This window comes from Chryseobacterium sp. FH2 (assembly GCF_001045455.1).
Lineage (GTDB): Bacteria > Bacteroidota > Bacteroidia > Flavobacteriales > Weeksellaceae > Chryseobacterium.
The window spans coordinates 1-26,904 of the sequence record NZ_LFNE01000013.1; the positions used below are offsets into that span (position 1 = coordinate 1).

The following is a 26,904-nucleotide window of genomic DNA, read 5'->3' on the forward strand; positions in this document are numbered from 1 at the left end:
TTGTTCTGCTTGTTTTCGGTAGATTGCTGTTTTGAAGCCCGGATAGAGCTTCCTGAGATTAAGTACTGACCGTCGATGGTGGTGGTTACCTGGCTCAGAAAATCCTGTGTCGAGGATTTAATATCCTTTTGCCAGACTACTTCCTGGGCGGACATACCGAGAAATGTACACATCAAGAGTGCGCCAAAATAATTTTTTTTCATGGGCATTAATTTTTTTACGTTTTCAAATATATAAAGTGTTCTGCTTTACAAATTGCGGATTCCCTTAATGGAACCAATTTTTATCAATATTTTATTAATTCTTTGTTTTGCTCTTTATTTTTTACAAAATTAATCCTCTAAAGCGACAAACCTTGTCGTAATATATAGAGATGCATTATTTCTTTCTTTAGTTGGATTGTAGCAATAAGCAAAAGGCACGAGGCAAAAGTCAATCCGTATTAGAGGTACCGCGAAGAACCCAATATCCCAGAAAGACTCCGCCCGCGCCCATATAAGATACACGGGCGTAAGCCTATCATTTTAGGGATACTTAAGAAAATTCGCGGTTTTCTAATACCAATATGATAGCTTACGCTTTTGTTTTTATTAAAATTTGCTGCGAAGATAAAAATATTTTTTAAAAATTTTCAAAGAAAAATCGCTGAGGCTCAGGGTGACAAACTGGGTTCTTAAATTAAATTTCTTCTTTTGTAATAAATTTTTTTATTATTCTGTTATATAAGTTTTATTTTTTAGGAATAGTTAGTGTCAGGGATTGAAATTTTTTATTTCATCAATTTTTATTAACAGGATAATATTTTTTTATCAGTCTGCTTTTTAACATTGTCGCCAGTGGGTAAAATTCATAAAGACTGATAAAAAAAACTGAATAGGAATAATTTTTGGAGTTACTTTGAGATTCCATTTTTTGATACATATATAATATGTTTAATAAACAGCAAAGAAAACTGAAAAGATCCGCCAGGTTAATTTCTGTATTGAGTAAATACGGTTTTAAGGATATGTTGGCAAGGATGAATGGCGGAAACAAGCAGGAAGAGGATTCTTCAGTTTCTGACGAAATTATTTCCAAAGGAACAGTCTATGAAAGAATAAGACTTGTATTGGAAGAATTGGGGCCTACCTTTGTGAAGCTTGGTCAGACGTTCAGCAACAGGGAAGATCTCCTTCCGCCGGAGCTTATTCAGGAATTACAGAAGCTTCAGGATAAAGTAGATACGGTAGAAATGAATGTAGATGAAATTCTTGAAAACGAATTTAATATTACTGTTTCAGATCATTTTCAGGAGATTCCGAAAGAGCCATTGGCAACTGCATCTATCGCACAGGTTTATAAAGCGACTTTATCAGACGGAAATCAGGTGATTTTAAAGATAAAAAAACCGGATGTACAGTCGGTAATTGAAGATGATTTACTGTTGATCAAAGATTTGGAAAAGCTGGTGTCGTCATATTCTGAAATAGGAGAGAAGCTGAACCTGAAACAGGCGATATCGACATTCGAAAAGTCATTATTGGAGGAAGTTTCCTTAATTAACGAGAAAGAAAACATTCTGCAGTTCAGAAGAAATTTCAAAAGCAATAAAGAAACTTATATTCCTAAAATCTACGAAGAATTTTCCAACAATAATATTCTTTGTATGGAATTTATTGAGGGGATAAAGGTGACGGATAAAGCAAATCTTTTAGCAAACCAGATTGATCCTGTATATGTTTCCGAAGTGGGATTAAGGCTTTTTGTATCACAGATTCTGGATTTCGGTTTTTTCCATGCTGATCCTCATGCGGGAAATATTTTAGTGAAAAAAGACGGAAAAATTGTCTTTATTGATTTCGGTGCGGTCGGAAAAATCCCTCCCAATGATAAAGAAATTCTGGAAAACCTTATTGTAAGTTTTGTGGCCAAAAGTCCGCATAAGATTGTACGTTACTTAAAAAAAATGGCAATCAGCTATGAAATTCCGGATGAGAGAAGATTTGAAAGTGATGTGGAAGATATCCTGAATTTTGTCCACAGTACTTCCCTGAAAGAGATTAATCCGCAGGCGATTATTAATAAAATGAAAGATGTTTTAAAGGATAACCGACTGTATATGCCGGATTATTTTTATCTTTTGTTTAAAGGAATTGGCTTGATAGAAGGAGTAGGGAGAACGATTAACCCGGATTTGGATATTGTAAAAAGCCTTCATCCTTATACTAAAAAAATATTCGCTAAAAAGATAAATCCAAAGAATATTTTAAAAACGGGAATGGATAAAATGATGAATTTCACGGATAATGTTGATGAAATTCCCAGAGAATTGCGTTCTGTTTTACAGAAATTGGACGAAAATAAATTCACGGTTTCCAGTGAAATCAAGAATATCGAAAAGACCAATCAATTAATAAAATCTAGTATTGTTAATTTGATTTTGGCAATGATTTTAGGGGCGAATATTATCGCAACAGCAATTGTCTTTGTTTCGGAAACCGGACCGAGAATTGGGGAATTATCTTTGGTTGCGGTATTAGGGTTTATTTTCTCAATACTTTTAGTTGTAATACTTTTATTGAGAATTACGAGGAAATAAATTTATTTTAAAACCATTTATAACCTTTGAAACATACAGAGAATGTGTCATTATGAAAGAATATCGGGAATTTAATATTATAGATTATTCATTCCATGTGCTTTATTCAGGATGATAATTAACGCGGAACATTAATTAACAATTAATCAATGAAAGCATTACAATTAATAATATTCACATTTTGCAGCTCATTTCTGGTTGCGCAAACAGAAAAAAACGGAATTTCAGGTGATTTTGACGGAAACGGAAAGAAAGAATATGCGTATATAAAAGTGAGCGACTGTAGTGATGATTGCGACGGGAAATGTGAGACGATCATTTATTTTAGTGATAAAAATATAAAACCTTTCACGATTTCTCCTGCAAACAGTGGAACTTTATACAACTTGGAAGACATAAATCATGACGGAAAAGATGATATAGGATTTTATCCGAATTGGTGTACAAGCTGTTGGCATCCGTTTTATGTTTACACCTACAAGAAAAATAACTGGGAGCCTTTGGTATCACCTATTTCTACGCACTGCTCACAATGGGAAGATGATAAATTTCCGATTAAAAAAGATCCTGAAAAGAAAGGAAATGTAATTATTACATCAAGCGTTTGGAAAGATGATGATATTAAAATTAACAGCAAAAGTATAAAAGTTGATTGATAGCATACCGCTATAAGAATACATTTTATTCCTACTTTTTACAAATAATTAAATACTTATCTTTGCAAAATGGAAAAACTCACTTTTGCAGATTTTGATCTTCCGGTTAAAATCCTTGATGTTTTAGCAGATCTGGAATTATTCGAACCTACCCCTATTCAGGAAAAGAGCTTAAAGCCAATACTTTCCGGAAGAGACGTGATGGGAATCGCACAGACCGGAACGGGGAAAACATTAGCGTATCTTCTGCCTGTCCTTAAATCCTGGAAATACAACAAAACAGGTAACCCAACAGTTTTGGTTTTAGTTCCTACAAGAGAATTGGTAGTTCAGGTAACAGAAATTATTGAGAAACTGACGGAAAATATTACTGCAAGAGTTATCGGAATTTATGGTGGTAAAAATATCAATACTCAAAAGTTATTATTTAATGACGGGTGTGATATTTTGGTGGGAACTCCGGGAAGGGTGATGGATCTGGCCATTGACAATGCCATTTCTTTAAAGGAAATTCAGAGGCTGATCATTGATGAGTTTGATGAGATGCTTAATCTTGGTTTCAGACCGCAGCTGACGCATATTTTCGAAATGATGAAAGAGAAGAGGCAAAATATTCTTTTCTCAGCAACCATGACGGAAGCTGTAGATGAAATGCTTGACGAATATTTTGCAAGTCCTGTCGAAATTTCATTAGCTAAATCCGGGACACCACTTGAAAAAATTGAGCAAACGGCTTATAAAGTAGAAAATTTTAATACTAAAATTAATTTACTTGAGTATTTATTAAAAAACAATACAGATATGTCAAAAGTGTTGGTTTTTAATAACAATAAAAAAAATGCGGATTTATTATTCACAAAAATCGATGAGCTTTTCCCGGGTCAGTTTGATGTAATTCACTCAAATAAATCTCAAAACTACAGGCTTAAGGCTATGAAAAGTTTTGAAAATGAAGAAATCAGAGGTTTGATTACTACGGACGTAATGGCCAGAGGTCTGGATATTTCTGATATTACACACGTTATCAACTTCGAAACTCCCGATATTCCTGAACAGTATATTCACAGGATCGGTAGAACGGGTAGGGCTGATAAAGATGGTAAAGCCATAACTTTCGTTACTAAAAAAGAAGAACCGTTAATTCTTGATATCGAGCTATTGATGGATAAAGATTTACAATTTATTGATTTCCCTGAAGAGGTGAAAATTAATCCTAAAAAAATAGCTTCGGAAGAAGATCAGATTGTAATGAAAAATCCTGCTCAGGTAAAACTTAATGAGGGCGGAGGGGCATTCCATGAGAAGAAGGATAAAAATAAGAAAGAAAACTGGGGAGGGCCCTCAAAAAGAAAAGCTCCTAAAAAGTTTGGGGCGAACAGGGCTCAGCAAAAAGCGATATCAAAATCGAAAAGAAAGAAATAAAAAAATAGAGTGCCCCTAAAAAGTTAGATATTTTTCAGGGGCACTTTTTATTTGTCAAATGGATAATAATCATTCTGGCTGTAAACTATTTCATATAAGGTTTCATAGCTTTTGCCCAAATTTGATAACCTTCCGGAGTCATGTGGAGCATATCTTCTACGAAAAGATCTTTTCTCACATTTCCATTAGCATCTTCCATTCCCTTTGTGATATCTATAAACTCTGCATTTGGCTCTTTATCCATAAAAGTTTTGATTCTTTTATTAGCTTCTTTCATTTGAGGCCAGAGATTTTCGCGGCTGGGAGAGTACTTTATTGAAATATAATCTACCTCAATAGTTGGGAATTTTGCACGGATTTTTTTGTAGAATGTTTTATATCTTTCAACAAGTTCTTTTGCTTTTAATTTATCGTTGTCGGCAAAATCATTATCGCCGCAGTAAATGATTATTTGCTTGGGTTGATAAGGATTTAAAAGATCTTCAGAAAAATAGTTTAAATCTGTTAATCTGGAACCTCCAAAACCTCTGTTGATGATAGTTTTCCCCGGAAAATAATCTGCGACATCTGTCCATTTTGTAAAAGATGAACTTCCTATTAAAAGAATAGCATCTTTTGGCGGAGGGGTTTCCTGATCTAATTTTTTGAAATCTTGAATGTCTTGCCAGAACATTGGCTTTTTTTCCTGTGAAAAGAAAAGGGCGAAAGTCAGCAAAAGGAATGCTGAAAGAATCTTCTTCATTGTTAATAATTTAAATTAATACATCTCATTAAAAAACTCCCGAGGTTTTCGGGAGTTTAGGTTTTATCTTTTGTAGCTGATATAGATGAGATCAGTGACTCCATCATTATCATAATCTTCAGCTTCGTCCGCACTTTGAATTTGCAATGTTTTCAATTCAGTACTTGTAAGAACTGTCACTCTGTATTTGTCATCATCTTCATCTTTGAATTTTAGTACCAAATCTTTCGTTTCTTCATTATAAGTATAGGTGCCTTCACTTGTACCGCTTAACTGACAATTAGCATCCGTACCTGTATAAGCTACATATTTTACATAATAATCTGTTCTGAAAGTAAGTACACTTTTGGCAATACACCCTTCAGGAATATCAGTATCAATTACAGTTTTATTGTCTTTTCCTGAAACATACTCTATTTTGCTCACCTTCCAGTCGCCTTTCATCATGTCAAGTTCATAAGCTTTGATATCATCATCTTCACATGAAGTAAGCGCTAACGCTGAAAAGGCAAATAAAAGTAGTTGTTTTTTCATTTTTACAAATTTAAGAATATGCTAAAATAAAAATAAATTTGTAATATCTATAATGAAATTCAGGTTTTTTAAACGAATGTTTGTAAATAAGATAATTTTAAGGTTTGGAGAGGGAAGTCGGAGGCTGGAAGTCTTGATTATTCTAAAATTTGACTTTCAAATGTTGCAAAACTTCCTGCCTGCGGCTTATTAATAACTCATCTCTACGATTTTGTAAGCGTCTTGAGGAGTCAGTTTTTTGTATTCACCCAATCCTAACCAATTTCTTTCTGTAAAAGCTTTTTCTACCTTTTCTGCTGTACCTTTATAATCTTCTGTATATTCTGAAAGCTTAGTCTGAATATGTAGGCTATGGAAGAATTCTTCTAATTTTCTAATTCCCAATTCTGCTTTTTCTTCCACAGAACCGTCTTTGATTCTCCAGACTCTTTCGGCATATTGCGCTAATTTTCCTTTTTTGGTTTCAAAATTATAACGATAATGAGAAGGCGCTATGATGGCCAATGTTCTTGCATGGTCGATTCCGAAATGAGCGGTTAACTCATGTCCCATTGCGTGGACAGCCCAGTCTGTGATCACGCCTTTCTGGATCAGTCCGTTAAGAGCCATTGTACAACACCACATAAAGTTTCCTGCTGCATCATAATCAAATTCATCAGCCAAAACTTTCGGAGCTGTTTCCTGTAAGCTAATTAAAATACTTTCAGCAATTCTTTCCTGCAAATCAGCAGAAGAAGGGGCGGTCATATATTGTTCCAAAACGTGCGTATAAGCATCTGTAAGCCCATTTACAATTTGATTTTTAGGAATAGACCTTACCACTTCAGGGTCTAAAACCGAAAATTGCGGAAAAAGTCCGGGTCCTCCTGTTGATAATTTTTCATTGGTTTCTCTTCTAGAAATCACATATCCTGAATTCATTTCAGAACCTGTTGCGGGAAGAGTCAGTATAGTCCCGAAAGGCATTCCTTCACCTTCAAAAGTTCTTACCGGTTTTTTCAAAATTTCCCACGGCTCGCCATCATAGTTAGCAGCTGCAGAAAGGAATTTTGTTCCGTCAATTACAGAACCGCCGCCCACTGCAAGAAGATAGGTGATGTTTTTTTCTTTAATAAAGCGTAAAGCATTAATTAAAACTTCATATTCAGGATTGGCAGGGACTCCACCGAATTCATATAAATCATGATCTTTTAAAGCTTCCTTTACTTGATTATACACCCCGTTGTTTTTGATGCTTCCGCCACCGTAAATCATTAATATGTTGGCATCTTTAGGAATTTCGTTTGAAATTTTTGCAATTTCACCTTTTCCAAAAAGTATTTTTGTAGGATTTTTAAACTCGAAATTAAGCATTGTTCTTAAATTTTGTACATCAAATTTACACAATGAAAAATGAAAATAGAGTTAAGAAAGCTTTAAAATTTATATTATTCTACTTTAAATTTTTGGTTTTTACAATCTAAAATCAGACTATGGTTTAAAAATATTTTATTACCGAGCATTCCCTGCATTCCTGCACTTTTCATCAAAAAGTTTTGCATTTTCGAAGTTCCTTCAATATAGGTAACCTCAGAGAGTTTTAAGGCTGAATTTCCGAAGCTGATTTCCTGATGGGCCGGAGATGATTTTATGGTTAAACTTTTTCCCCAAGCGTTTCCTTTTTCAATTTTAATATTGCTTTTCGAAATTCTGTATTGACTCCAGCTTTCTTTGTGAATTACCAATTCATAACCGCTGGTTCCTGAATCATACATTAGTTTTAAATTTTCGTTTCCGATTTTTGCAGGAAGTAAGATTTTCCGCTTTTTAAATTCAAACGTGGACCATCCTTTTTCATTAATTTTATCGGTAAATGAAGCAATAGTATCTTTAAAATTTAAAATAATAATTCTTTTTTCCATTAAATCCGAACCAATTGTTCCGATGATGTTTTTAGTTTCTGGGTTTTCCAAATCAATTCGATTCCCATAATCTATCATTCCAAAATCAGGAGAAGAAATGTGCATTTTGCCTAGCTGGAAACTTGAAAAAATTTCCTTTACATTTTTTGCAAGTGAAAATCTTTCCTGAATTGATAGCAAGGAATTTTTGTAAAAAACGGTAGTTGGCGATCCGGAATCCAATTGCATATAAAACTGTTTGTCAATTCCTTTTAGTTGAACAGGTAATAGCAAAGCTGAATAAGGATTGTTCCCATCCGAAATCCATACTAACTTTATATTTCCGGAAACTCCTGATACTTTGAGACGATTGGACGGTGGTGTAAATTTTTTATTAAAATAAAAATATCCTCCAGCAATTGTAATAATAAAAATGATTAATAAACTAAGTGCAATTTTCTTAAAAGTTTTCATTCCGTTTTTTCTGTAAGATTCGGAATTTAGGGTTAGATTTTAAGCGAAATTGATATGACAATCTTACGTCATTTGTACGACTTTAATTATAAAAAATTGGTTTTCAGTTTTATATATAAATTTTTGTTTTTGTTCAAACTTATCCCATTAAGAATCACAACAACCAATTTTAAGCATAATAATAAAATTAAAGGAATAATAAAAAGAGGAATTTTTATGGAAAATGTTTTCTGGATAAACGGACTCAATATCATAGATACGAAAACAATAATTGCTAAAATAATCTGAACAGATACTATATCTTTTCCAAGTTCCTTATTTTTCTGATCTTTTGTTTTATAAGTCAATATTAAAGGAAAAATGATTCCTCCAAATGGAAGGATAAGGCCTAATAAGGCTGAAAGATTGATTAATTTTGCTCTTGAAACGTCAAAAATTTCTTGTCTTAAAATTAAATTCTCCGGTTCTGTTTCTAATGCTGATGCAAGAGATTTTAAGGTAAAGCCTTTCGGAATATTTCCGGCTTCTATTCGTTGAACGGTTCTTAAAGAAAGCCCGGATTTTTCTGCGAGTTCAGTTTGAGTTAAATTTTTACTTTCTCTCAAGGATTGAACTTTATTTTTCATTTTTAAAAGGTTGTTAGTTTGTTTTAAATCAGATTAGGAGAAATTTTACTGAATGAGGTTATTGCAATCTTCATTTTTAAAATAAATTCCGTTACTTTTTGATTCCAGTTTGCCTGTTTCTCTGTTAATCGTAATAAAAAATGATTCTTTTGTAATTGGGCAATCTTTTGACTTTGACAAATATAAATGAATGTACTTGCCATCAATTTTATATGAACTGCTCAATTTATTCGATGTATCAACTGTAAAACCGTAAGTGTTTGCGACTAAAATAGCCTCGGATAGATTATCAACAAATCCTATGAAATCTCTCAATTGCTGCTCATTAGAAAAATATCTTGACCGGCTGTTTTCACAGGCGATGATGTAAGAAAAACAATTCTCACCCAAACATTTTTGAAAGAAGCCTTTCTCCGGAGCAGGATCGTTAACCGTCATGAAATCGGGCATCTGGCTTTCATAAATAATGGCTTCGTCAGGATCTGTATTATTCTGCAAAACCGACCAATATTCAAATTTTTTATCAGGAACGATAAAAGGATACAAATAATCTGTTGTATCCAGGATGCTTGGTATTTTTTTGTAATCATCGGGAACAGCTTTTGTTGTCTGGGAAAATAGCAGGCAGGATAAAAAGAAAAAAGCTGTTGTGAGTGTTTTCATATAATGGACTTTGACAAATTTAAGAAAGTGAAAATTTATTCCAATACAATTTTATAATATCCTTTTTCGTCTGTTACGTCAATATTTATACCTGTAAATGTTAACTTATTGATTTGATAACCATCACAGCCTCCTTTAAACTCCGACGATTGGATTGAAAAATCAAAACTCTTAATATTTGAATTGAATTTATATTTTTTTGTCCCATTATAAGCTCCAACGCCCTCTAAAATCACCATATCTTCAGATGTTTTCGTTAATTGTACTCCAACTTGATTCTCGTCAGTGATTGAGTAAGTGGTAAGAGCTCCAGTTGTGATTAAATTTTCATCATTGGAATTAACGAATTCAAAAGCTATCGTCTGAGGAGCATTGTAACAGCCGTCACCACAGCTTATTAAAGTGAAAATTAGTAGGAGGAATAGGGTGATTTTTTTCATTGAAATATGGATTGGTCTGGAATATAAAATTACGTATTTATTAAATGTAATTGAAAAATAATTATTTATGAAAAATTAATAATCTAATAAACCTCTAATGGAGTATAATTCTTGAATCTAGTATATTTCCTGTAAGTGTTAATAGAATCTATATAAATTATTTTTTCTTTATCTTTTTCGTATATACTTACGGCAATTCTATCTTTTTGCTGTTCTACAACAGCAATGGGTAATAAGATGTTCCCAGATAATTTCATAAAAATAGTTCGATTATCCAAAGATGAACGTGTACTTAGTAAATTAGTATTTTTATCGAAGTAAAAATTAGGATACTTATAAGATTGTTCAACGTATGATATAGTATTATTGCCTTGGAAGATGAACAAATATTTAAATTCATCTCCACTAAGTTTGTTTTTGGCATAAGTATAGGTAAAATCATTATATCCATCGTTATTAAAATCTACTATTTTAGGGTTTTCAAATATGAAATTGTTTTCAGGATCCAGAAAAGAATATTCCAGATACCAACTGTTTTTCTTTCTGGAATAAAACTTTGATAATGTCTTTAGCTTATTATTTTCCGAAATTGTTTGCAATGTAACTTTATTAAATCCTTTTTTTCCGATACTAATGCTGTCCGTAAATGTTTTTATTGTATCTGAATTAAAAGAATTTTGAAGCTCTTTTTTGAAGCTTTCCGTAGAACAGGAAATAAAATAAACAGGAATTATAAAAAAAAGAATGTATTTCATGAAAATATGTCTTTATAATTTCAAATCTAAATAAAAATGTAGGGTATTTTAATTATTTTTAAAATAAAAAGATATTAAATTCAAATCAAAATCCCCTACATTTGTTATATGATACACGACCAACGCGCAGAAAAATTCAGGCAGATCGTGGAAAATAAGTTCCAGATCTATAATTCATTATTTATGAGCCTGCCTTATGATAAAATGACGAATATCGGGATGTTGCTTCCGTTCCTTTGCGAAGAAAGCAAGGTTGGCTACGAAGCAGGAAAAACACCTGAGGAAATCGTTGAAGAATTTTTTAAAAATCATACCGATTTACAGACGGAAGAGCAGAAACTCGAACTGCTTTTTAAAATCATACAGTATATTGAAAGACAGGTAGTTTTGTTTGATAGTATTGAAGATGCTGCTTTCCCAAATCTTCACTCTGAAAGTGATAACGGAACAGTGACTAATCTCTTCGAACGTTCACATCAAGACCATAAACTTGAGAAAGTGCGTGAAAAACTGAAAGACTTTACGGTAAAAGTGGTTTTCACGGCGCACCCGACACAGTTTTATCCGAGCTCGGTTCAGAGAATTATTCAGGATTTGAGAACGGCAATTACTTCGGATTCTGTGACCAACATTGATATGCTATTGCAGCAATTGGGGAAAACACCTTTCGTAAATAAAGAAAAACCAACTCCGATTGATGAAGCTTTAAGTATTATTTCTTATTTGAGATATGTTTATTACGACACGATTGGTGAATTGTTTACCAAAATCAAAAAAACTTTCGGAAACGGAAATTTTCACTTGCATGAAGATATTATTCAGCTTGGTTTCTGGCCGGGTGGTGACAGAGACGGAAATCCTTTTGTGACAGCAGATGTGACGAAAAGAGTAGCGCATGAGCTTCGTTCTGCAATTTTAAAATCATATTACAGTCATTTAAAATTCATTAGAAGAAGGTTGAGTTTCAGGGGAGTTTCAGAGGTTTTACAACAATTGAATGACGAATTATACGCTGCAATTTTTGATGGAAAGGCAATTTCGGCAGAAGATATTCTGAAAAGGACCGATGAAGCGGAAAAAATTCTGGCAGAACAGCACAATTCTTTATTCCTCGATTTGCTGATCAATTTCAGAGATAGGGTGAAAATATTCGGGACTCATTTTGCAACGCTGGATATTCGACAAGACAGTAGAATTCACCAACAGGTAATTGATGAGGTTTTTGTAAAAGTTTATGGAAATACTGAGGCAACCTATGAAGAAAAGTTTAATCAATTAATTCAAATCTCAGATAAAGTCAATGGAGATGATTTTGAAGATATTGTTAAAGATACATTGCAGACTGTTTCCCAGATTTCAGAACTTCAGCAGCAGAACGGATTGAGGGGAATGAACCGTTACATTATTTCTAATTCTGATGCGGTGAAAGATGTGATGAATGTGTATGCATTTTTCAAAATCTGCGGATATCAGGATGAAGATATTAATATGGATATTGTTCCGCTTTTTGAAACGATGGAAGGTCTTGCCAATGCTGAAAATGTGATGAGCGAATTGTATCAAAATCCCGTTTATAAAAAGCATTTGGTAAAAAGAGGAAATCAGCAGACTATTATGCTTGGTTTCTCAGACGGAACAAAAGACGGAGGATATCTGAAAGCCAACTGGGAAATTTATAAAGCAAAAGAGGTTTTAACGAAACTTTCGGAGGAAAGCGGAATTAAAGTCGTTTTCTTTGACGGCAGAGGTGGACCGCCTGCAAGAGGTGGGGGGAAAACTCACGATTTTTATGCTTCTCAGGGAAAAACGATTGCCAATAATAAAATTGAATTAACAATTCAGGGCCAGACTATCACAAGCATTTTTGGAAATAAAGAGCAGGCAAAATATAATTTTGAACAGCTTTTGACAGCCGGAGTCGAGAATGATGTTTTCAAAAATTCAAAGAAAGAGTTAACAGAAAAAGAGAGAGCCTTAATCATTGAATTAGCCGAAATCAGTTATAAAAAATATTCAGACCTAAAAGCCCACCCGATGTTTGTTCCTTATCTTCAGGAAATGAGTACGCTGGAATATTACGGCAAAACAAATATCGGAAGCCGCCCGTCAAAAAGAGGGGGAGGAAGTGATCTGAAATTTGAAGATTTAAGGGCAATCCCGTTTGTGGGATCCTGGTCGCAGTTGAAGCAAAACGTTCCGGGATTCTTTGGCTTTGGTTTTGCAATGCAGCAAATGAAGGAGGAAGGAAGGTTTGAAGAAGTCAGGGAGTTATACAAAGGTTCAGACTTCTTTAAAACTTTAGTTTTAAACTCGATGATGAGTATGAATAAGACGTATTTCCCGTTGACGTATTACATTAAAAATAATCCGAAGTTCGGTGCTTTTTGGAATATCCTGTTTGATGAATATAAGCTTTCAAAGGATATCATGCTGGAACTTACCGGATTCAAAATGCTTCAGGAAGAAGATCCGCTTTCCAGAAAATCGGTGAAGATTCGCGAGAAAATTGTGCTTCCGCTGTTGAGTATTCAGCAATATGCGCTGATGAAAATCCAGAAAGGGGAAGGTAATTTGGAAGCGTATGGAAAACTGGTGACGCGGTCTTTGTTTGGAAATATTAATGCAAGCAGAAATTCAGCTTAAAATGTTTTACTTATTATTCTGAATGAAGCGTAAGTAAAATGAAGAATCTTTAAAAACTGTTATTTAGATCCTTACAGAATAAGAATGTCTTAAATTATATCTAAAAACCTAAAGAATAAAATAAAAAATCCTCTCAATTTGAGAGGATTTTTTATTTTATTCTTTTATAAATTTCTCATAATAGACTTTATCCTTCGTCTGTACTTTGAGATAATAAACTCCGCTCTGGAAGTAATCTACTTTGATAGATTTTTCATTTTTGCTTGTCATGATTAATCTTCCTAAGTTGTCATAAATACCTAGAGAAATAACATCGCTTTCCGAAGCTATATTTAAAATATTTTTAACAGGATTGGGAAAGATAGTGAGCTTCTCTTTTTTTACAAGGTCAGAAGTATTTAAAAAACTATTGTAAAAACTTCCGAAATTTAAAATTCCAAAACCCATTTGGTCATTATGGTTGGGGTAAAGAGAAGCCGTTTGTTTTAATCTGTTTCTCATTATATCTCTATCCATCGTATAGAATGCTTGAAGCAAACACGCAACTCCTCCCGCAGCAATGGGGGTGGCAATAGAAGTTCCGCTTACTGTTGTCATAGTATTGTTATTTACCGTTGCAGAAGCTGAACCTCTCGTGCTTCCGTCAGGTTTTATGGATCCGGAAGCATTGGGTCCAAAAGATGAAAAACCGGAAGGATTTCCCGCAGAATCTACCGAACCAATCGTGAAAACTCTTGTATTGTCAGCCGGAGTTGTGATATAATGCCAAGCCTGTGCTCCTGAATTTCCTGCTGCAATAAGTACAAAAATTCCTTTACTAACTGCAATTTCAGCTGCTCTTGCGATGAAAGAGGTTGTTCCGTTCATATCCGCATAGTCATAATCATACCTTGTATCATCAAAGGTGGAGTACCCCAAAGATGTTGTAATAATATCGACTCCTTTTCTGTCGGCTTCTTCTGCAGATTCAATCCAGTATAATTCTTCTTCAGGAATTTCTACGGCAACATTTTCACTCCGGTAAAGATAAAAATCGGCATCAGGAGCAGAACCTACAAAAGTATTTTCAATAAAGCCGCCGATAGAACCTAAAACTACCGTTCCGTGGTCAAATAATGATGGATTATATATGTCATTTGATTTTGATACAAAATCATAACCGCCTTTGATTTGATTATTATTTCTGATTCTTGAAAATGCAGAACCTGTGTCTACGGTAGGGAATCCGGCATCGATCACGGCAATCGCAACTCCTGTTCCTGTATATCCTGCAAGATGAAGAGGTCTTAAATTAATCTGATCAATTTGTGCCGTACCTGAACCATAATCAAAATTAGTCAGCGTTTTATTGGTATCTGACAAATTTTCCCATTTATTGGTATTCTTAATTTTTGTTCCGGTAGAAGAGTTTTTAGCAAAACTTTCAACATTTTGAACATAAGGCTGAGATTGAAGCGTTGTAATTTGGGGCGGAGTTGCGTTTACGGCAACGCCATTCAGCCATTTGGAATAATCTGTTACGATAAAACCCAGATTTTGAATGTTTTGAATATAAGCTGGTTCGATAGGAGCATCCTGATCATTCAGTGCAACTCCCAATGTTGTACGTCTGTCAAGCGATTTCTGCGTAAGCTCCGATAGCGGGTTTGCATAGAAAGCAGCCTTGTTCGGTTTATCTTTAAAATAGACAAAAACCAGCTGAGTCTGGGCAAAACTAACAGTGTAACCTGCTAAAAAACAAAAAAGTAAAAGTTTTTTCATATAATTCTTTTGTATAAAGATAAAACAAAATCAATAAAATTTTTGAAAGGATTTTAAATTCCTTATTTTTACACAAATATTTATTTATGAAAAAAATTCAGATGGTTGACTTACAAAGTCAGTATTACAAAATAAAGAATGATGTAGATAATGCAGTTTTAAATGTAATGGATTCGGCGGCTTTTATCAATGGCCCTGAAGTAAAGTCTTTCCAGAATGAATTGGAGTCTTATTTAGACGTAAAGCATGTTATTCCTTGTGCCAACGGGACTGATGCTCTTCAGATAGCTTTGATGGCACTGGATCTACAGGAAGGGGATGAGGTTATCACGGCAGATTTTACTTTTGCTGCAACAGTGGAAGTTATTCATTTATTGAAACTTAAGTCTGTTTTGGTAGATGTAGACTATGATACGTTTACGATTTCAACAGAAGCTATTAAAAAAGCCATTACTCCAAAAACAAAAGCTATTATTCCTGTACATATTTTCGGACAATGTGCGAATATGGAAGAAATTTTAAAAATTGCAGAAGAGCATAATTTATATGTGATTGAAGACAATGCACAGGCAATCGGGGCAGATTATACTTTCGCTGACGGAACAGTGAAAAAATCAGGAACGATGTCTACGGTGGGAACGACTTCATTTTTTCCGTCTAAAAATTTAGGATGTTACGGGGACGGAGGAGCAATTTTTACCAATAATGACGAATTAGCACACCGTTTGAGAGGTATCGTAAACCACGGCATGTATGAAAGATACTATCACGATGAAGTTGGAGTAAATTCCCGTTTGGATAGTATCCAGGCGGCTGTTTTAAGAAAAAAACTTCCTCATTTGGATACTTACAATGAATCTAGAAGAAAAGCGGCTGATTTTTATGACGAGGCTTTTGCTAATCATCCTAATATTTTGACTCCAAAAAGAGCAGAAGATTCTTCACACGTTTTCCATCAGTATACTTTGAGAATTTTGAACGGAAAACGTAATGAATTGCAAAAATTCTTGACTGAAAAAGATATTCCGGCTATGATTTATTATCCTGTAGCCTTGAGAAAGCAAAAAGCTTACTATCAGGAAAGTAATGATGCAGATTTTGTAAATACAGATAAACTCTTAAACGAAGTGATTTCGCTTCCAATGCATACAGAGCTTGATGATGAGCAGTTGAAGTATATTACGGATGCTGTGTTGGAGTTTATGGGATAATGAAAAATAGAGTTTTTAAATGCAAATTTGTCTATTGGTTAATGCTTTTTTTAAGTGCAATCATAATGATTGCATTTGCTACTATTAATCGGATAATTACAAATTCTTTTAATAACTTAAATGATATCTTATTTTCTATCACAACTTTTTCAGTGTTTTTTTTTATCATTTTTATCATTGACTTTTTTAATCCTGAAAAATGAAAATAGTGTGATTGTTTTATCAAGTTTATTTATTTTAATAATAATTATACTATCGTTAGGAGTATTAATGTCTTTTTTTATAATGAAAGATTTTGGTGAAAATAAAGATGATTATTTTGTCGTATTTATTTTATATTTAATAGCATTTGCATTTTTATTTATAGCTAAAAGATTTAAGTATAAGGGAAACTTAAATGAATTAGAAATAGAAAACATAGGAAAACACGAAGATTAAAAAAATATTAATAGAAAAATGGCAATATTAGTCACTGGCGGACTTGGATATATTGGTTCTCATACAGTTGTAGAACTTTTAAATAACAACTTTGAGGTTGTTATTGTAGATGATTTATCTAATTCGGAAAGATTTATTTTAAATAATATAGAAGAAATCACAGGTAAAAAACCTGTTTTTTATCCTTTTGATTTAAAAAGAAAAGAACTTCTTACCCAGGTTTTTGATGCACATAAAATTGATGGCTGTATCAATTTTGCAGCTTACAAAGCGGTAGGCGAGAGCCAGGAGAGACCTGTGGATTATTATGAAAATAATTTGTTTTCGCTGATTAATATTCTTCAGGAATTTAAAGTAAGAAATATCTCAAACTTTATTTTCAGTTCATCTTGTACAGTTTACGGACAGGCAGATGAAATGCCGATTGATGAAAATACACCCCTAAAATTGCCTGAAAGCGTTTATGGTAAGACCAAACAAATGGGTGAAGAGATTCTGACTGATTTTGCAAAAGCTTACCACCGAAAAATCTCGTTGTTAAGATATTTTAACCCGATTGGGGCGCATCCGACTGCGAAATTAGGTGAATTGCCGATTGGTATTCCGAATAATTTAGTACCTTACGTTACACAAACTGCCGCCGGAATCAGAGAAAAGCTGAATATTTGGGGAGATGATTATCCTACGGTAGACGGAACAGCAGTTCGTGATTATATTTACGTTGTAGACCTTGCAAAAGCTCACGTTGCTGCTTTGAAACGATTGATTGAAAACAAATCTGAAGAAACTACAATTGATATTTATAACTTAGGAACAGGAAAAGGATCTTCTGTACTGGAAGTTGTAAAAGCTTTTGAGATTGCTAATAATGTAGATGTTCCTTATCAAATTTGTGAGAGGAGGGATGGGGATATTACTGTTGCTTATGCCAATGCTGATAAAGCTGAAAAAGAACTTAACTGGAAGTCAGAAACAAGTTTGGAAGAAGCTTTGAAGACAACTTGGGAATGGCAGAAATATTTGAAGTCAAGAAATTCTTAAAATTATAATGTATGGCCTGGAATCCTGAAGTTTATGATAAGTTTAAAGATGAGCGTTCTGCTCCGTTCTTTGATTTACTGAAGCTTGTTGATGACACAAAAGACAATATGTCTGTTGTGGATTTGGGGTGCGGAACGGGCGAATTGACTTCAAAAATATTAGATTATTTAAGAGATTCTAAAGTTTTGGGAATTGATTCTTCTGCTGAAATGCTTGAAAAAGCGAAACATTTTGAAACAAGCCGTTTACATTTTGAGAAAAGAACAATTGAGGAACAGTTAAATTTAAATGATACATTTGATTTAATAATCTCGAATGCTGCAATACAATGGTGTGATAATCATAAAGAATTGTTTCCGAGGATTATCAGTAAAATTAATAAGGGAGGACAGCTGGCAGTTCAGATTCCTTCTAATCATGAATTTATTGTTCATCAGTTACTTAGAAAAGTGGCAGAAAATGAACCATATAAAACAGTATATAATTCCTGGAAGAGAGAATATACTGTTCTGAAGATTGAAGATTATGCAGAAATCCTATATAAGAATAATGGAACAGAAATTGTTGTGTTCGAGAAAGTTTTTCCTCATGTAATGGAAGATGCGGAAGCTATTTTTAGCTGGGCTTCCGGAACTGCAATGATTCCTTATATAGAAAAATTATCAGATGAAAGTCTGAAAGAAAATTTTAAACAAGATTATAAAAATGAATTAAAAAATATTTTCCCGGAATCGCCCGTATTTTATCCGTTTAAAAGAACGTTTATATCGGCGAAATTTTAAAAATACTCATATGAAAACAGAAAGAATAGGTATTACATTTTCCTCATTTGATTTACTACATGCAGGACACATCAAAATGCTAGAAGAAGCAAAAACAATATGTGATTATTTAATTGTTGGATTACAGATTGATCCTTCTCATGACCGTCCGACAAAGAATAAACCCACTCAGACTATTGTTGAAAGATATATTCAGCTGAAAGCGGTGAGCGCTGTAGACGAGATTATCCCTTATTATACAGAAGAAGATTTAGAAGATATTTTAAAGTCTTTTGTAATCGATGTAAGAATAATCGGAGATGATTATATGGATAGAGATTTCACAGGCAAGAAATACTGCGAAGAAAAAGGCATTGAGATTTATTATAATAAAAGAGACCACAGGTTTTCCTCAAGTGACTTAAGAAGACGAATTTATGAAGCTGAAGAAAGAAAAATCTCTCAAACTGTAAAATAAAAAAATCCCGAAAATTTATTTTCGGGATTTTTTATGTCTATATTATTACATTGGGCCACCTTGCTCATCGCCACCTGAATCATTAGCGTTGATGTCTTTTTTTCTTTTAGGTTGTTCTATTTTCTCACCTTGTTTGAATCTGTAGGTAAGTGATATAGAGAACTGTCTTGGTTGCCACTGCATATAGTTTCTACGCGTATAATCGCTATTGAAACTAAATACTTCTCTGCTTCTTGTGTTAAAAATATCCTGGATATTAAAAGCAATTGTTCCATCACCTTTCCAAATTGTTTTAGAAGCCCCCAAATTTAAAGCATACATATCCTGAGTATTTTGGTTTGCAGATTTTTGCGCTCCTCTATAAAATCCTTGTAATTGTACACTTAAAGTTTTATCTAATTTGAAGGTTGTATTTAGTCTAGCTCTTGTTGAAAAACCATCTCCAGTAAAGTCCATTGAGCCAATTTTATCATTTCCTTCGACATCTTTAGTCGTATAATAAGCTATACCTGTAGTTTTATAACCAAATAAATCTAAGCTACCCATTATTTTCAACCAGCTAAACGGATCATAAGTAAAGTTTAAATCTAAACCATACCTGTCATCATTACCTAAATTGATTGGTTTTGTATAGAAAACACTTTCACTCTCATCTGGTCTGTATACTAGCATTTTAGTATCATCAGTTGCATGTCTGTAATAAAGAGTGGGATTAACTGTGAATTTTTTTCTTGAAATGCTGTAACCTACTTCATAAGAATCTACATATGACGGGTTTAAATCTATGTTTCCTTCAAAAATATTTTGGCTATTGGTGTAGTTTGGAAAAGGAACCATAAAGAATGCTCTTGGTCTGTCAATTCTTCGAGAATAATTAACTAAAATCTGATTGTCTTTAGATAAATCATAGCTCAAAAATATACTTGGGAATAGATTGTTGTAGTTTTTAGTTTTGTTAATAGGTTCAAACTGTGGATTTAGATTTGAATAATTGATTTTCACGTTAGAAAGTTCATCTCTCAAACCTAATTGATATCCAAGTTTTCCTACTTTACTCTTAAACTGTAAATAAAAAGCGTTGAATATTTCTCTGTATTCTGTTGTATTATTATAGTTAGGTAAAAAGGGATTATCTGCTGTACTTGTTACCGTATTGTCATAATCATTGCTATTTATATCCAATCTATATCCAGCTTCAATCTTAGATTTTTCACCAATAGGGAGTTCATAATCTGCTTTTCCTACAACAGTTTTATTGATAGATTTTCTGCTTGTGATATCTTGCAAAGAAAATGCAGAATTTTCTGTTTCAAGAATATTAGAATTGTTATTACTTCTGTTTCTTTGTAAGCTTAATGATAACGAAAGATTTTGACCTTTATCGTCAAACTTGTGGTCTAAGCCCACATCACCCTGAAAAGCCAAATTTTTATTAGTACCTACAGAATTTCTTTCAACATACGATTGCATGAAGTTCCACTGTTGGGGGGCTGTCATGCTATATCTGTAGAATTCATTATAGGTATTTAGAGTTTCATTAGTATCGCCTTCAAATGTTCTTACAACTCCAGAGACATTTAAAGAAGTTTTGTCAGAAATATCGTATACAAATCCAGCACTTGCATTATAATTGTTATTATAGCTTTTGTTGGTTGAGTTTTGTAATTGATATTGTTGAATATCTTTTGGTTGTTCTATTTGATTTGCAGGAATACTAGGGAATGTGATGTTATGATAAGTAGTTTCCGTATCATTCTTACTTTTGTTTTCAGAATAGCCACCGCCACCGTTTAGGAACCAAGTCCATTTATTTTTTCTCCAGCTTAGATTAGCATTAAGCGCAGTTCTTGGAAAATAACCTAAAGTACCAGTTATATTTCCGTTAAAACCTACCTTTTTGTTCTTTTTTAAAATAATATTTAAAATACCAGATGTTCCGCTTGCTTCAAATTTTGAAGATGGATTCGTAATTACTTCAATTTTTTCAATCTGGTCAGCCGGGATACTTTGTAATGCATTGGCTCCATCATCAATTCCAAGTAGAGCAGAAGGTTTTCCATTAATTAAAAACTTAACGTTGCTACTTCCTCTCATGGAAACAGTTCCGTCAGTATCAACAGAAACAGAAGGTACATTTGTTAAAACATCCTGTAGGTTTCCACCTTTACTTACAATATCTTGGGACGGATCATAAGTTTTTTTGTCCAGCTCTACTTTATAAGGTTTTGTAGCCTGTACCGTAATAGTAACTCCCTGGATATCCTGAGTTTTCACATTAGTTGCACTTGTTTCAGGTTCTATTGACAATGCTCCTATACTTCCTGCTGCTGTAATTTCCTTATTTACAAGGCTTTTTTTGTAATCGATTGCTTCAATGGTAATGTCGTAATTTCCCGGAGCAAGATCCAGTTTATATTGTCCCTTTTCATCAGTAAGAGTGGCATCACTCAAAAGCTTGTTGGCTTTATTACTGAATGTCACAGATGCATAAGGTACAGGCTGATTGCTTTTGTTGACAACCGAGCCGGAAACTCCCACTTTGTCTTGGGCAAAAGCCATTGCTGCTGCTGATAGAACGAAAGTAAGCCCTAAAGTTTTTTTTGTGAAAAGGTTAATAATTTCCGTCTGATTCATAGATTCGTTTTTGTGTAAAATCGTGAAATATTATTCTTAATATTGTGAAATCTATAATTGTGTAAATTTCAAAATATTAGGATTAGTTTATTTATTTGTAATGTATATGTCGCTTTTTAAAGCAGAATGTTAATTAATAAATTGTTAAAATAAAGTTAAATATTTTTATTATTTGATATTTTTAGAATTGAGCCAGTCCTGATAAGCTTTTGCATTGATTGCATGCTGTTCAGCACTTGCCGTAAATTTGTGATACCCAAGCCTTGCAGGATCTGCACACATGAAGATGTAGTTATTGTTTTCTGCATTCAAGACTGCATCTACAGAGTTTTTATCTACTATACAAATTGGTCCCGGAGGAATTCCTGCATTTGCATATGTATTATAAGGCGATGGAATAGAAAGATGTTTATATAAAACCCTTTTGATGGATTCTTTAAAGTTTGTCTGCTGATTTATAGCATAAATTACAGTAGGATCAGATTGCAATTTCATACCTTTTCTGTATCGATTTAGGTACAATCCTGCTATCGTCTTCATTTCATCCTTCTTTCCTCCTGATTCTTTATAGACGATAGAAGCTAAGGCATAGATTTGTTCTCTTGTTAGGGAAGACTGCTGCTCTTTGGCTTTTCTCTCGCTTGTCCAGAATTCGTTATATTGATCTTCAAATTTTTTGAAAAATTCTTTGGGGGTAACTGTCCAGAAAAAATTGTAAGTATCAATGAAGAAGTATTTTTTTAAATCTTCAGCATTTTTGTAACCTTTTCCCGTCGCAATAGAATTAAGGTCATTCACAAATTTTAAAGAATCCAGCTCTGTTTTCTTAGTTACTTTACCAACCATTTGATAAATATCCCCAAAATCACCAATTCTAAAGCTATTTTCACTTTGATTTCCGGCTTTAATCATATTTACAAGGTTGGTATTTCCCAATCCTTTTTGAAAATGATAACGTCCCGGTTTGAAAAACTTCTCAAGATCTTTAGATTTGGCAACAGCTTCAAAAGATTCTTTATCTTTTACATATTTCCCTGCAGAATCCAGAATTTGTTTAAAATTCGCGTTGTGAGGAATCAAAACATATCCATCATTTTCTACGTTGTTACCGTAATATTTATTATAAAATCTCAAACCAAAAAATCCTCCTACTACAAAAACAAGTAAGATGATGATGAGAATAGCTTTTTTCATAAATGTTGATTAAAAGTTTTTACTAATTTAAAAAAGGTCTATTTTACCTCTAAAAACTTGTTTTGCCGGACCTTCAAGCCAAATATTACGGAAGTTTTCTCCATTTTTTTCGGCATAAACTTTTAGGTTTCCACCCAGCGTTTTAACTTTTACAGAGATTAGATTGTTTTTTTGCAGAAAAGTTAAAGCTGAAGCTGTAACTCCTGTTCCACAACTGAAAGTTTCGTCCTCAACGCCTCGTTCATAGGTTCTTACAAAAATTTCATCATTAGAAGTTTTTTCTACAAAGTTTACATTGATGCCTTTTTCTTTATAATTTTCAGAGTTTCTGATGCTGTTGCCTTGTGCAAAAACGTTGTAGTTTACCAAATCTTCAACATATTTTACATAGTGTGGAGAGCCGGTATTCATCACGGTATCTTCACCGTCATTTGAAATTGAGCTGACATCAATCATTTTAAGTTTTACAATTCCATTGTGGATTTCTGCTTCATGCTCACCATCGATAGCGATAAATTTGCATTTACCTTCAAAAATATCTAGGAAAAAAGCAAAAGCAACCAAACACCTGCCCCCGTTTCCGCACATCGTGCTTTCTCCACCGTCTGAATTGTAATAAACCATTTTAAAATCGTAATTGTCTTCATTTTCCAATAAGATAAGACCGTCTGCACCGATTCCAAAACGCCTGTCACAAAGTTTCTCTATTATATTTTTATCCTTTGGAAACTGCAAATCACGATTGTCAACCATTACAAAATCGTTTCCTGTTCCCTGATATTTATAAAATTCCATATTCTTTTCTCTAATTTGTTCAAAAATTAACTTACAAAATTACTAATATTTAAAAGAAAAACGAACAGTGTTTGCTGTTCGTTTTTATTATTTAGAATGATTATATTATCTTCTGAAACCACCTCCTGAATTTGATGAGGAGCTATTCTGCTCAGCTGGTTGAGGGCTGGAGCTGTTTCTAAATCCTCCTGAATTTGAATTACTTGGCTGTGGCTGCTGCGGAGCAGTAGGTTGAGGATTGCTGTTTCTAAAACCACTGTTGTTATTATTTTGTGGTCTTTGTTGAGTATTTTGCTGTTGATTTCTGAACCCGCTTCCCTTATTGCTTTGATTGTTAGAATTTGAATTTCTAAAACCTCCGCTGTTATTATTTTGCCTGTTTTGATTTTTAAACCCGCTTCCCTGGCTGGTATTAGAGTTTGAGTTTCTAAAACCGCCGCTATAAGTATTCTGATTGCTCGAATTTCCGTTTCCCCTTCTTTCTACATATACTTTTCTTCTGGAATTATTATAATTGTAATAATAGTATGGCATACCATTATCATAATAATAAGTTACATCATTTCTATAATAATATCCGTCGTTTCCATAATATCCGCCATTTCCGTAATATCCAGACGGTGCGTAGTAATAACCATTGTTGTAGTATGGATCGCCATAACCACCACTGTTTGCATAGCCGTCAGAATAAGCAAGACAGGATGCTAAACTACTTATAGCAAAAATACTAAACGCTATTTTTAATAAATTTTTCATGACTTTATTGTACTTTTTTTACTTTAAAACTTTTTTTCCAATTTAGATATCCGAGGATAGCTAATATAGTAAATACCAAATATTGCACCGAAGTGATCCCAAGTCCCTTATAAATCATCATGGGCATACAAATAAAATCCCCGATAATCCAGAAAATCCAGTTCTCAATGCGCTGTTTAGCCATAAACCACATTCCAACTAAAAATATTGAAGTAGTAATAACATCCAGCCAATTGCCCCAATCAAGATGATATAAGCCTAAGCTTGTTCCTTCCATCGAAAATTTATTGTCAATATAAGGTTTATAATAATATATAACAGTAACTATAATTAAACTTAATATAAATAGAAGACTTCCATAAATCCATTCTTTCTTTGTTGCCCACGAAACTTCTACATGAATATGATCTTTTGAGTTTTTTGACCATAAAATCCAACCATATACGCTCATTACAGTATAATAAATATTTATCATACAGTCTCCCAACAAGCCGAAGTTGAAAAGGATATAAACATAAATCAATGTGGAAATGATACCGGTAGGGTAAACCCAGATATTTTTTTTAATTGAAAAATATACACTGATAATTCCGAAGAATGCACCGGATGCTTCCAGAAGAATTTGTAGTGAATTGTAGTTTTCGTAGGGCTTTACGAAAAGATCGTATAAATTCATGTTATCAAAAATACGCAAAAAATCACATATTTTAAAATGATTTAAATAATATGTAAATCAAGGTTTTAATCTTTTGTGTTTAAATTAAATGATGAAAGTTTGTCAATAAACATTCAGAGTTATAAAATTTTTATATTTTCGTAAATCTTAAAATAAAAAAGAAATATGTCTAAAATTTGGGTTAAAAAACCAATGAGCGCCTATGAAGCTGATATCAAAAAGAGCCAGTTGAAACGCGTTTTAGGAAAATGGAGCCTTACTGCTATTGGGATTGGAGCAATTATTGGTGGTGGAATTTTCGTACTTACAGGAACGGGAGCTTATTATAATGCAGGGCCTGCGTTGGCTTTATCGTTTGTAATTGCAGGAATTGCTTGTGTGTTTGCAGCTTTGTGTTATGCAGAGTTTGCTTCTATTCTTCCGGTTGAAGGTTCTGCTTATGCTTACGCGTATGGAACGGTAGGAGAAATTTTCGCTTGGATTATCGGTTGGGGATTAATTTTGGAATATGCGATGGGATCTATGACGGTTGCCGTTTCCTGGTCAGGTTACTTTGCCAAACTTCTCAAGATGTTTGGTCTCCATCTGCCAGCTTATCTTACTACGGATCCGCAAACGTATTTGGCAGCAGGAAACTCTGGATTTTCAATGAATCTACCTGCTTTTTTGATCGTATTTTTTGTAATTTCAATTTTGATTAGAGGAACAAAAGGTGCTGCAAAGGCAAATAACTTTATCGTAATGCTTAAAGTTTCGGCGATTATTTTCGTAATTATTGCAGGAGCTTTTTTTATTAATCCTGAAAACTGGACTCCTTTCATTCCGGATCCAACTACAATTACAGAAAACGGAGTCTCTCACTCAGCTTATGGTTTCGGTGGCATCGTAGCCGGAGCATCGGCGATTTTCTTCGCCTATGTAGGTTTTGATGCGGTTTCTACACAGGCCGGAGAAGCCATTAACCCTAAAAAAGATGTGCCTTTTGCTATCATCACTTCATTGATTATCTGTACCATTTTATATATTTTGGTATCTCTTGTTCTGACAGGAATGATGCATTATACAGACTTCAATCCGCTTGGTAAATATCCTGATGCAATCAAAGCTCCTGTAGCTTATGCATTTGATATCGCTGGGCAGGCCTGGGCAGGATATATTATTACAATTGCTGCAACAGTAGGTTTGATTTCAGTATTAATGGTGATGATAATGGGCCAGTCAAGGATTTTCCTGGGAATGTCTAAAGATGGATTAATTCCTGCAACATTCTCGAAAGTAAATCCCAAAACAGGAGTTCCTACTAAGAATCTTCTTATTTTGTCAGTGGTAATTGCTGTTATAGCTTCTTTAACTCCAATTAACGACCTTGCTCATATGACAAGTTTCGGAACATTGTTCGCATTTACAATGGTTTGTGTAGCAGTTTGGGTATTAAGAGTAAAAGAACCGAAATTACAGAGAAACTTCAAAGTTCCGGCTTTACCTGTAATTGCTTGTTTGGGGATAGCAATCAATGTATATTTGATTTTTAACTTAAGTCATGAGGCTAAATTATATTCTTTTGCCTGGTTAATTATTGGTTTCATTATTTACTTCCTGTATAGTAAAAAACATTCCAAACTCCAAAACGGAGGTTATGGGGAGACTTTCAAAGCTGAACAGGAACCTTTGGAAAAACCTGACTTAGATTTATAAAAACAACAAAATAAAAAATCCACAGATTCTGTGGATTTTTTATTTTTGTAT

At 33.6% G+C, this 26,904-nt stretch carries 24 protein-coding genes; 10 read left to right on the forward strand and 14 right to left on the reverse strand.

The genetic code is table 11. From position 1 onward, the window contains the following. Positions 1-928 precede the first annotated feature (928 nt). The 3 genes from ACM39_RS16815 (at position 929) to ACM39_RS16825 (ending at position 4,656) form a co-directional block, all read left to right on the forward strand. Complete coding sequence (locus ACM39_RS16815; protein WP_048512212.1) at positions 929-2,578, forward strand: ABC1 kinase family protein; 1,650 nt, start codon at positions 929-931, stop codon at positions 2,576-2,578. A gap of 149 nt (positions 2,579-2,727) precedes the next feature. Then, complete coding sequence (locus tag ACM39_RS16820; RefSeq protein WP_048512213.1) at positions 2,728-3,234, forward strand: hypothetical protein; 507 nt, start codon at positions 2,728-2,730, stop codon at positions 3,232-3,234. Between the two features lie 69 nt (positions 3,235-3,303). After that, entirely contained in the window at positions 3,304-4,656 is a 1,353-nt protein-coding gene (locus ACM39_RS16825; protein ID WP_048512214.1) for a DEAD/DEAH box helicase, read from the forward strand. An 85-nt stretch (positions 4,657-4,741) separates the two neighbouring features. Here ACM39_RS16825 and ACM39_RS16830 read toward each other — a convergent pair whose 3' ends face one another. The 8 genes from ACM39_RS16830 to ACM39_RS16865 form a co-directional block, all read right to left on the reverse strand. Beyond that, the gene (locus ACM39_RS16830) at positions 4,742-5,398 is read right to left on the reverse strand and encodes a GDSL-type esterase/lipase family protein (RefSeq protein WP_048512215.1); all 657 of its coding nucleotides are present in this window, start codon (positions 5,396-5,398) and stop codon (positions 4,742-4,744) included. A gap of 63 nt (positions 5,399-5,461) precedes the next feature. Continuing rightward, on the reverse strand, positions 5,462-5,932 hold the full coding sequence (locus tag ACM39_RS16835) for a lipocalin family protein (RefSeq protein ID WP_048512216.1): 471 nt from the start codon (positions 5,930-5,932) through the stop codon (positions 5,462-5,464). Between the two features lie 189 nt (positions 5,933-6,121). After that, entirely contained in the window at positions 6,122-7,285 is a 1,164-nt protein-coding gene (locus ACM39_RS16840) for an iron-containing alcohol dehydrogenase (protein WP_048512217.1), read from the reverse strand. Positions 7,286-7,359: 74 nt separating this feature from the next. Continuing rightward, on the reverse strand, positions 7,360-8,286 hold the full coding sequence (locus ACM39_RS16845; RefSeq protein WP_048512218.1) for a hypothetical protein: 927 nt from the start codon (positions 8,284-8,286) through the stop codon (positions 7,360-7,362). 86 nt (positions 8,287-8,372) lie between these two features. Beyond that, positions 8,373-8,912, reverse strand: a complete 540-nt coding sequence (locus ACM39_RS16850; RefSeq protein WP_048512219.1) for a helix-turn-helix domain-containing protein — start codon at positions 8,910-8,912, stop codon at positions 8,373-8,375. 45 nt (positions 8,913-8,957) lie between these two features. Beyond that, the gene (locus tag ACM39_RS16855; protein ID WP_048512220.1) at positions 8,958-9,575 is read right to left on the reverse strand and encodes a hypothetical protein; all 618 of its coding nucleotides are present in this window, start codon (positions 9,573-9,575) and stop codon (positions 8,958-8,960) included. 35 nt (positions 9,576-9,610) lie between these two features. Continuing rightward, positions 9,611-10,015, reverse strand: coding sequence for a hypothetical protein (locus tag ACM39_RS16860; protein ID WP_048512221.1), 405 nt, complete (start codon positions 10,013-10,015; stop codon positions 9,611-9,613). Between the two features lie 83 nt (positions 10,016-10,098). After that, positions 10,099-10,770, reverse strand: coding sequence for a hypothetical protein (locus ACM39_RS16865; protein ID WP_048512222.1), 672 nt, complete (start codon positions 10,768-10,770; stop codon positions 10,099-10,101). A 108-nt stretch (positions 10,771-10,878) separates the two neighbouring features. Between ACM39_RS16865 and ACM39_RS16870 the strand changes: the two genes are divergently transcribed. Further along, the gene (locus ACM39_RS16870) at positions 10,879-13,413 is read left to right on the forward strand and encodes a phosphoenolpyruvate carboxylase (protein ID WP_048512223.1); all 2,535 of its coding nucleotides are present in this window, start codon (positions 10,879-10,881) and stop codon (positions 13,411-13,413) included. 156 nt (positions 13,414-13,569) lie between these two features. On the opposite strand, the gene ACM39_RS16875 is transcribed toward ACM39_RS16870, so the two are convergent. Next, positions 13,570-15,174: a S8 family peptidase gene (locus ACM39_RS16875; RefSeq protein ID WP_048512224.1), complete on the reverse strand. Its 1,605-nt coding sequence runs from the start codon at positions 15,172-15,174 to the stop codon at positions 13,570-13,572. Positions 15,175-15,260: 86 nt separating this feature from the next. Between ACM39_RS16875 and ACM39_RS16880 the strand changes: the two genes are divergently transcribed. From ACM39_RS16880 to ACM39_RS16900, 5 genes are all read left to right on the forward strand, one after another. Beyond that, positions 15,261-16,385, forward strand: a complete 1,125-nt coding sequence (locus tag ACM39_RS16880) for a DegT/DnrJ/EryC1/StrS family aminotransferase (protein ID WP_048512225.1) — start codon at positions 15,261-15,263, stop codon at positions 16,383-16,385. A gap of 285 nt (positions 16,386-16,670) precedes the next feature. Continuing rightward, positions 16,671-16,823 (forward strand): hypothetical protein, encoded by a 153-nt coding sequence (locus ACM39_RS16885; protein WP_165585134.1) that lies wholly within the window; start codon positions 16,671-16,673, stop codon positions 16,821-16,823. An 18-nt stretch (positions 16,824-16,841) separates the two neighbouring features. Further along, positions 16,842-17,864 (forward strand): UDP-glucose 4-epimerase GalE, encoded by a 1,023-nt coding sequence (galE, locus tag ACM39_RS16890; RefSeq protein ID WP_048512227.1) that lies wholly within the window; start codon positions 16,842-16,844, stop codon positions 17,862-17,864. Positions 17,865-17,875: 11 nt separating this feature from the next. Beyond that, positions 17,876-18,646, forward strand: a complete 771-nt coding sequence (locus ACM39_RS16895) for a methyltransferase domain-containing protein (RefSeq protein WP_048512228.1) — start codon at positions 17,876-17,878, stop codon at positions 18,644-18,646. Between the two features lie 10 nt (positions 18,647-18,656). Continuing rightward, positions 18,657-19,103, forward strand: a complete 447-nt coding sequence (locus ACM39_RS16900) for an adenylyltransferase/cytidyltransferase family protein (RefSeq protein ID WP_048512229.1) — start codon at positions 18,657-18,659, stop codon at positions 19,101-19,103. 45 nt (positions 19,104-19,148) lie between these two features. On the opposite strand, the gene ACM39_RS16905 is transcribed toward ACM39_RS16900, so the two are convergent. The 5 genes from ACM39_RS16905 to pnuC form a co-directional block, all read right to left on the reverse strand. Further along, a complete protein-coding gene (locus ACM39_RS16905; RefSeq protein ID WP_048512230.1) occupies positions 19,149-21,737 on the reverse strand; it encodes a TonB-dependent receptor domain-containing protein in 2,589 nt (862 codons plus the stop codon). Between the two features lie 168 nt (positions 21,738-21,905). Beyond that, on the reverse strand, positions 21,906-22,931 hold the full coding sequence (gene mltG / locus ACM39_RS16910) for an endolytic transglycosylase MltG (protein ID WP_048512231.1): 1,026 nt from the start codon (positions 22,929-22,931) through the stop codon (positions 21,906-21,908). Between the two features lie 27 nt (positions 22,932-22,958). Next, a complete protein-coding gene (gene dapF / locus ACM39_RS16915) occupies positions 22,959-23,726 on the reverse strand; it encodes a diaminopimelate epimerase (protein WP_048512232.1) in 768 nt (255 codons plus the stop codon). Between the two features lie 105 nt (positions 23,727-23,831). Further along, the gene (locus tag ACM39_RS16920) at positions 23,832-24,482 is read right to left on the reverse strand and encodes a hypothetical protein (RefSeq protein ID WP_048512233.1); all 651 of its coding nucleotides are present in this window, start codon (positions 24,480-24,482) and stop codon (positions 23,832-23,834) included. A 4-nt stretch (positions 24,483-24,486) separates the two neighbouring features. Next, positions 24,487-25,158: a nicotinamide riboside transporter PnuC gene (pnuC, locus tag ACM39_RS16925; RefSeq protein WP_048512234.1), complete on the reverse strand. Its 672-nt coding sequence runs from the start codon at positions 25,156-25,158 to the stop codon at positions 24,487-24,489. A gap of 165 nt (positions 25,159-25,323) precedes the next feature. Between pnuC and ACM39_RS16930 the strand changes: the two genes are divergently transcribed. Continuing rightward, a complete protein-coding gene (locus tag ACM39_RS16930) occupies positions 25,324-26,853 on the forward strand; it encodes an APC family permease (RefSeq protein ID WP_048512235.1) in 1,530 nt (509 codons plus the stop codon). Positions 26,854-26,904: the final 51 nt, after the last annotated feature.

What these genes read in the sequence shown, in the direction of transcription:
- ACM39_RS16815 (WP_048512212.1), top strand. Translation starts at nt 929, where the DNA reads ATGTTTAATAAACAGCAAAGAAAACTGAAAAGATCCGCCAGGTTAATT.
- ACM39_RS16820 (WP_048512213.1), top strand. Translation starts at nt 2,728, where the DNA reads ATGAAAGCATTACAATTAATAATATTCACATTTTGCAGCTCATTTCTG.
- ACM39_RS16825 (WP_048512214.1), top strand. Translation starts at nt 3,304, where the DNA reads ATGGAAAAACTCACTTTTGCAGATTTTGATCTTCCGGTTAAAATCCTT.
- ACM39_RS16830 (WP_048512215.1), bottom strand. Translation starts at nt 5,398, where the DNA reads ATGAAGAAGATTCTTTCAGCATTCCTTTTGCTGACTTTCGCCCTTTTC.
- ACM39_RS16835 (WP_048512216.1), bottom strand. Translation starts at nt 5,932, where the DNA reads ATGAAAAAACAACTACTTTTATTTGCCTTTTCAGCGTTAGCGCTTACT.
- ACM39_RS16840 (WP_048512217.1), bottom strand. Translation starts at nt 7,285, where the DNA reads ATGCTTAATTTCGAGTTTAAAAATCCTACAAAAATACTTTTTGGAAAA.
- ACM39_RS16845 (WP_048512218.1), bottom strand. Translation starts at nt 8,286, where the DNA reads ATGAAAACTTTTAAGAAAATTGCACTTAGTTTATTAATCATTTTTATT.
- ACM39_RS16850 (WP_048512219.1), bottom strand. Translation starts at nt 8,912, where the DNA reads ATGAAAAATAAAGTTCAATCCTTGAGAGAAAGTAAAAATTTAACTCAA.
- ACM39_RS16855 (WP_048512220.1), bottom strand. Translation starts at nt 9,575, where the DNA reads ATGAAAACACTCACAACAGCTTTTTTCTTTTTATCCTGCCTGCTATTT.
- ACM39_RS16860 (WP_048512221.1), bottom strand. Translation starts at nt 10,015, where the DNA reads ATGAAAAAAATCACCCTATTCCTCCTACTAATTTTCACTTTAATAAGC.
- ACM39_RS16865 (WP_048512222.1), bottom strand. Translation starts at nt 10,770, where the DNA reads ATGAAATACATTCTTTTTTTTATAATTCCTGTTTATTTTATTTCCTGT.
- ACM39_RS16870 (WP_048512223.1), top strand. Translation starts at nt 10,879, where the DNA reads ATGATACACGACCAACGCGCAGAAAAATTCAGGCAGATCGTGGAAAAT.
- ACM39_RS16875 (WP_048512224.1), bottom strand. Translation starts at nt 15,174, where the DNA reads ATGAAAAAACTTTTACTTTTTTGTTTTTTAGCAGGTTACACTGTTAGT.
- ACM39_RS16880 (WP_048512225.1), top strand. Translation starts at nt 15,261, where the DNA reads ATGAAAAAAATTCAGATGGTTGACTTACAAAGTCAGTATTACAAAATA.
- ACM39_RS16885 (WP_165585134.1), top strand. Translation starts at nt 16,671, where the DNA reads ATGAAAGATTTTGGTGAAAATAAAGATGATTATTTTGTCGTATTTATT.
- galE (WP_048512227.1), top strand. Translation starts at nt 16,842, where the DNA reads ATGGCAATATTAGTCACTGGCGGACTTGGATATATTGGTTCTCATACA.
- ACM39_RS16895 (WP_048512228.1), top strand. Translation starts at nt 17,876, where the DNA reads ATGGCCTGGAATCCTGAAGTTTATGATAAGTTTAAAGATGAGCGTTCT.
- ACM39_RS16900 (WP_048512229.1), top strand. Translation starts at nt 18,657, where the DNA reads ATGAAAACAGAAAGAATAGGTATTACATTTTCCTCATTTGATTTACTA.
- ACM39_RS16905 (WP_048512230.1), bottom strand. Translation starts at nt 21,737, where the DNA reads ATGAATCAGACGGAAATTATTAACCTTTTCACAAAAAAAACTTTAGGG.
- mltG (WP_048512231.1), bottom strand. Translation starts at nt 22,931, where the DNA reads ATGAAAAAAGCTATTCTCATCATCATCTTACTTGTTTTTGTAGTAGGA.
- dapF (WP_048512232.1), bottom strand. Translation starts at nt 23,726, where the DNA reads ATGGAATTTTATAAATATCAGGGAACAGGAAACGATTTTGTAATGGTT.
- ACM39_RS16920 (WP_048512233.1), bottom strand. Translation starts at nt 24,482, where the DNA reads ATGAAAAATTTATTAAAAATAGCGTTTAGTATTTTTGCTATAAGTAGT.
- pnuC (WP_048512234.1), bottom strand. Translation starts at nt 25,158, where the DNA reads ATGAATTTATACGATCTTTTCGTAAAGCCCTACGAAAACTACAATTCA.
- ACM39_RS16930 (WP_048512235.1), top strand. Translation starts at nt 25,324, where the DNA reads ATGTCTAAAATTTGGGTTAAAAAACCAATGAGCGCCTATGAAGCTGAT.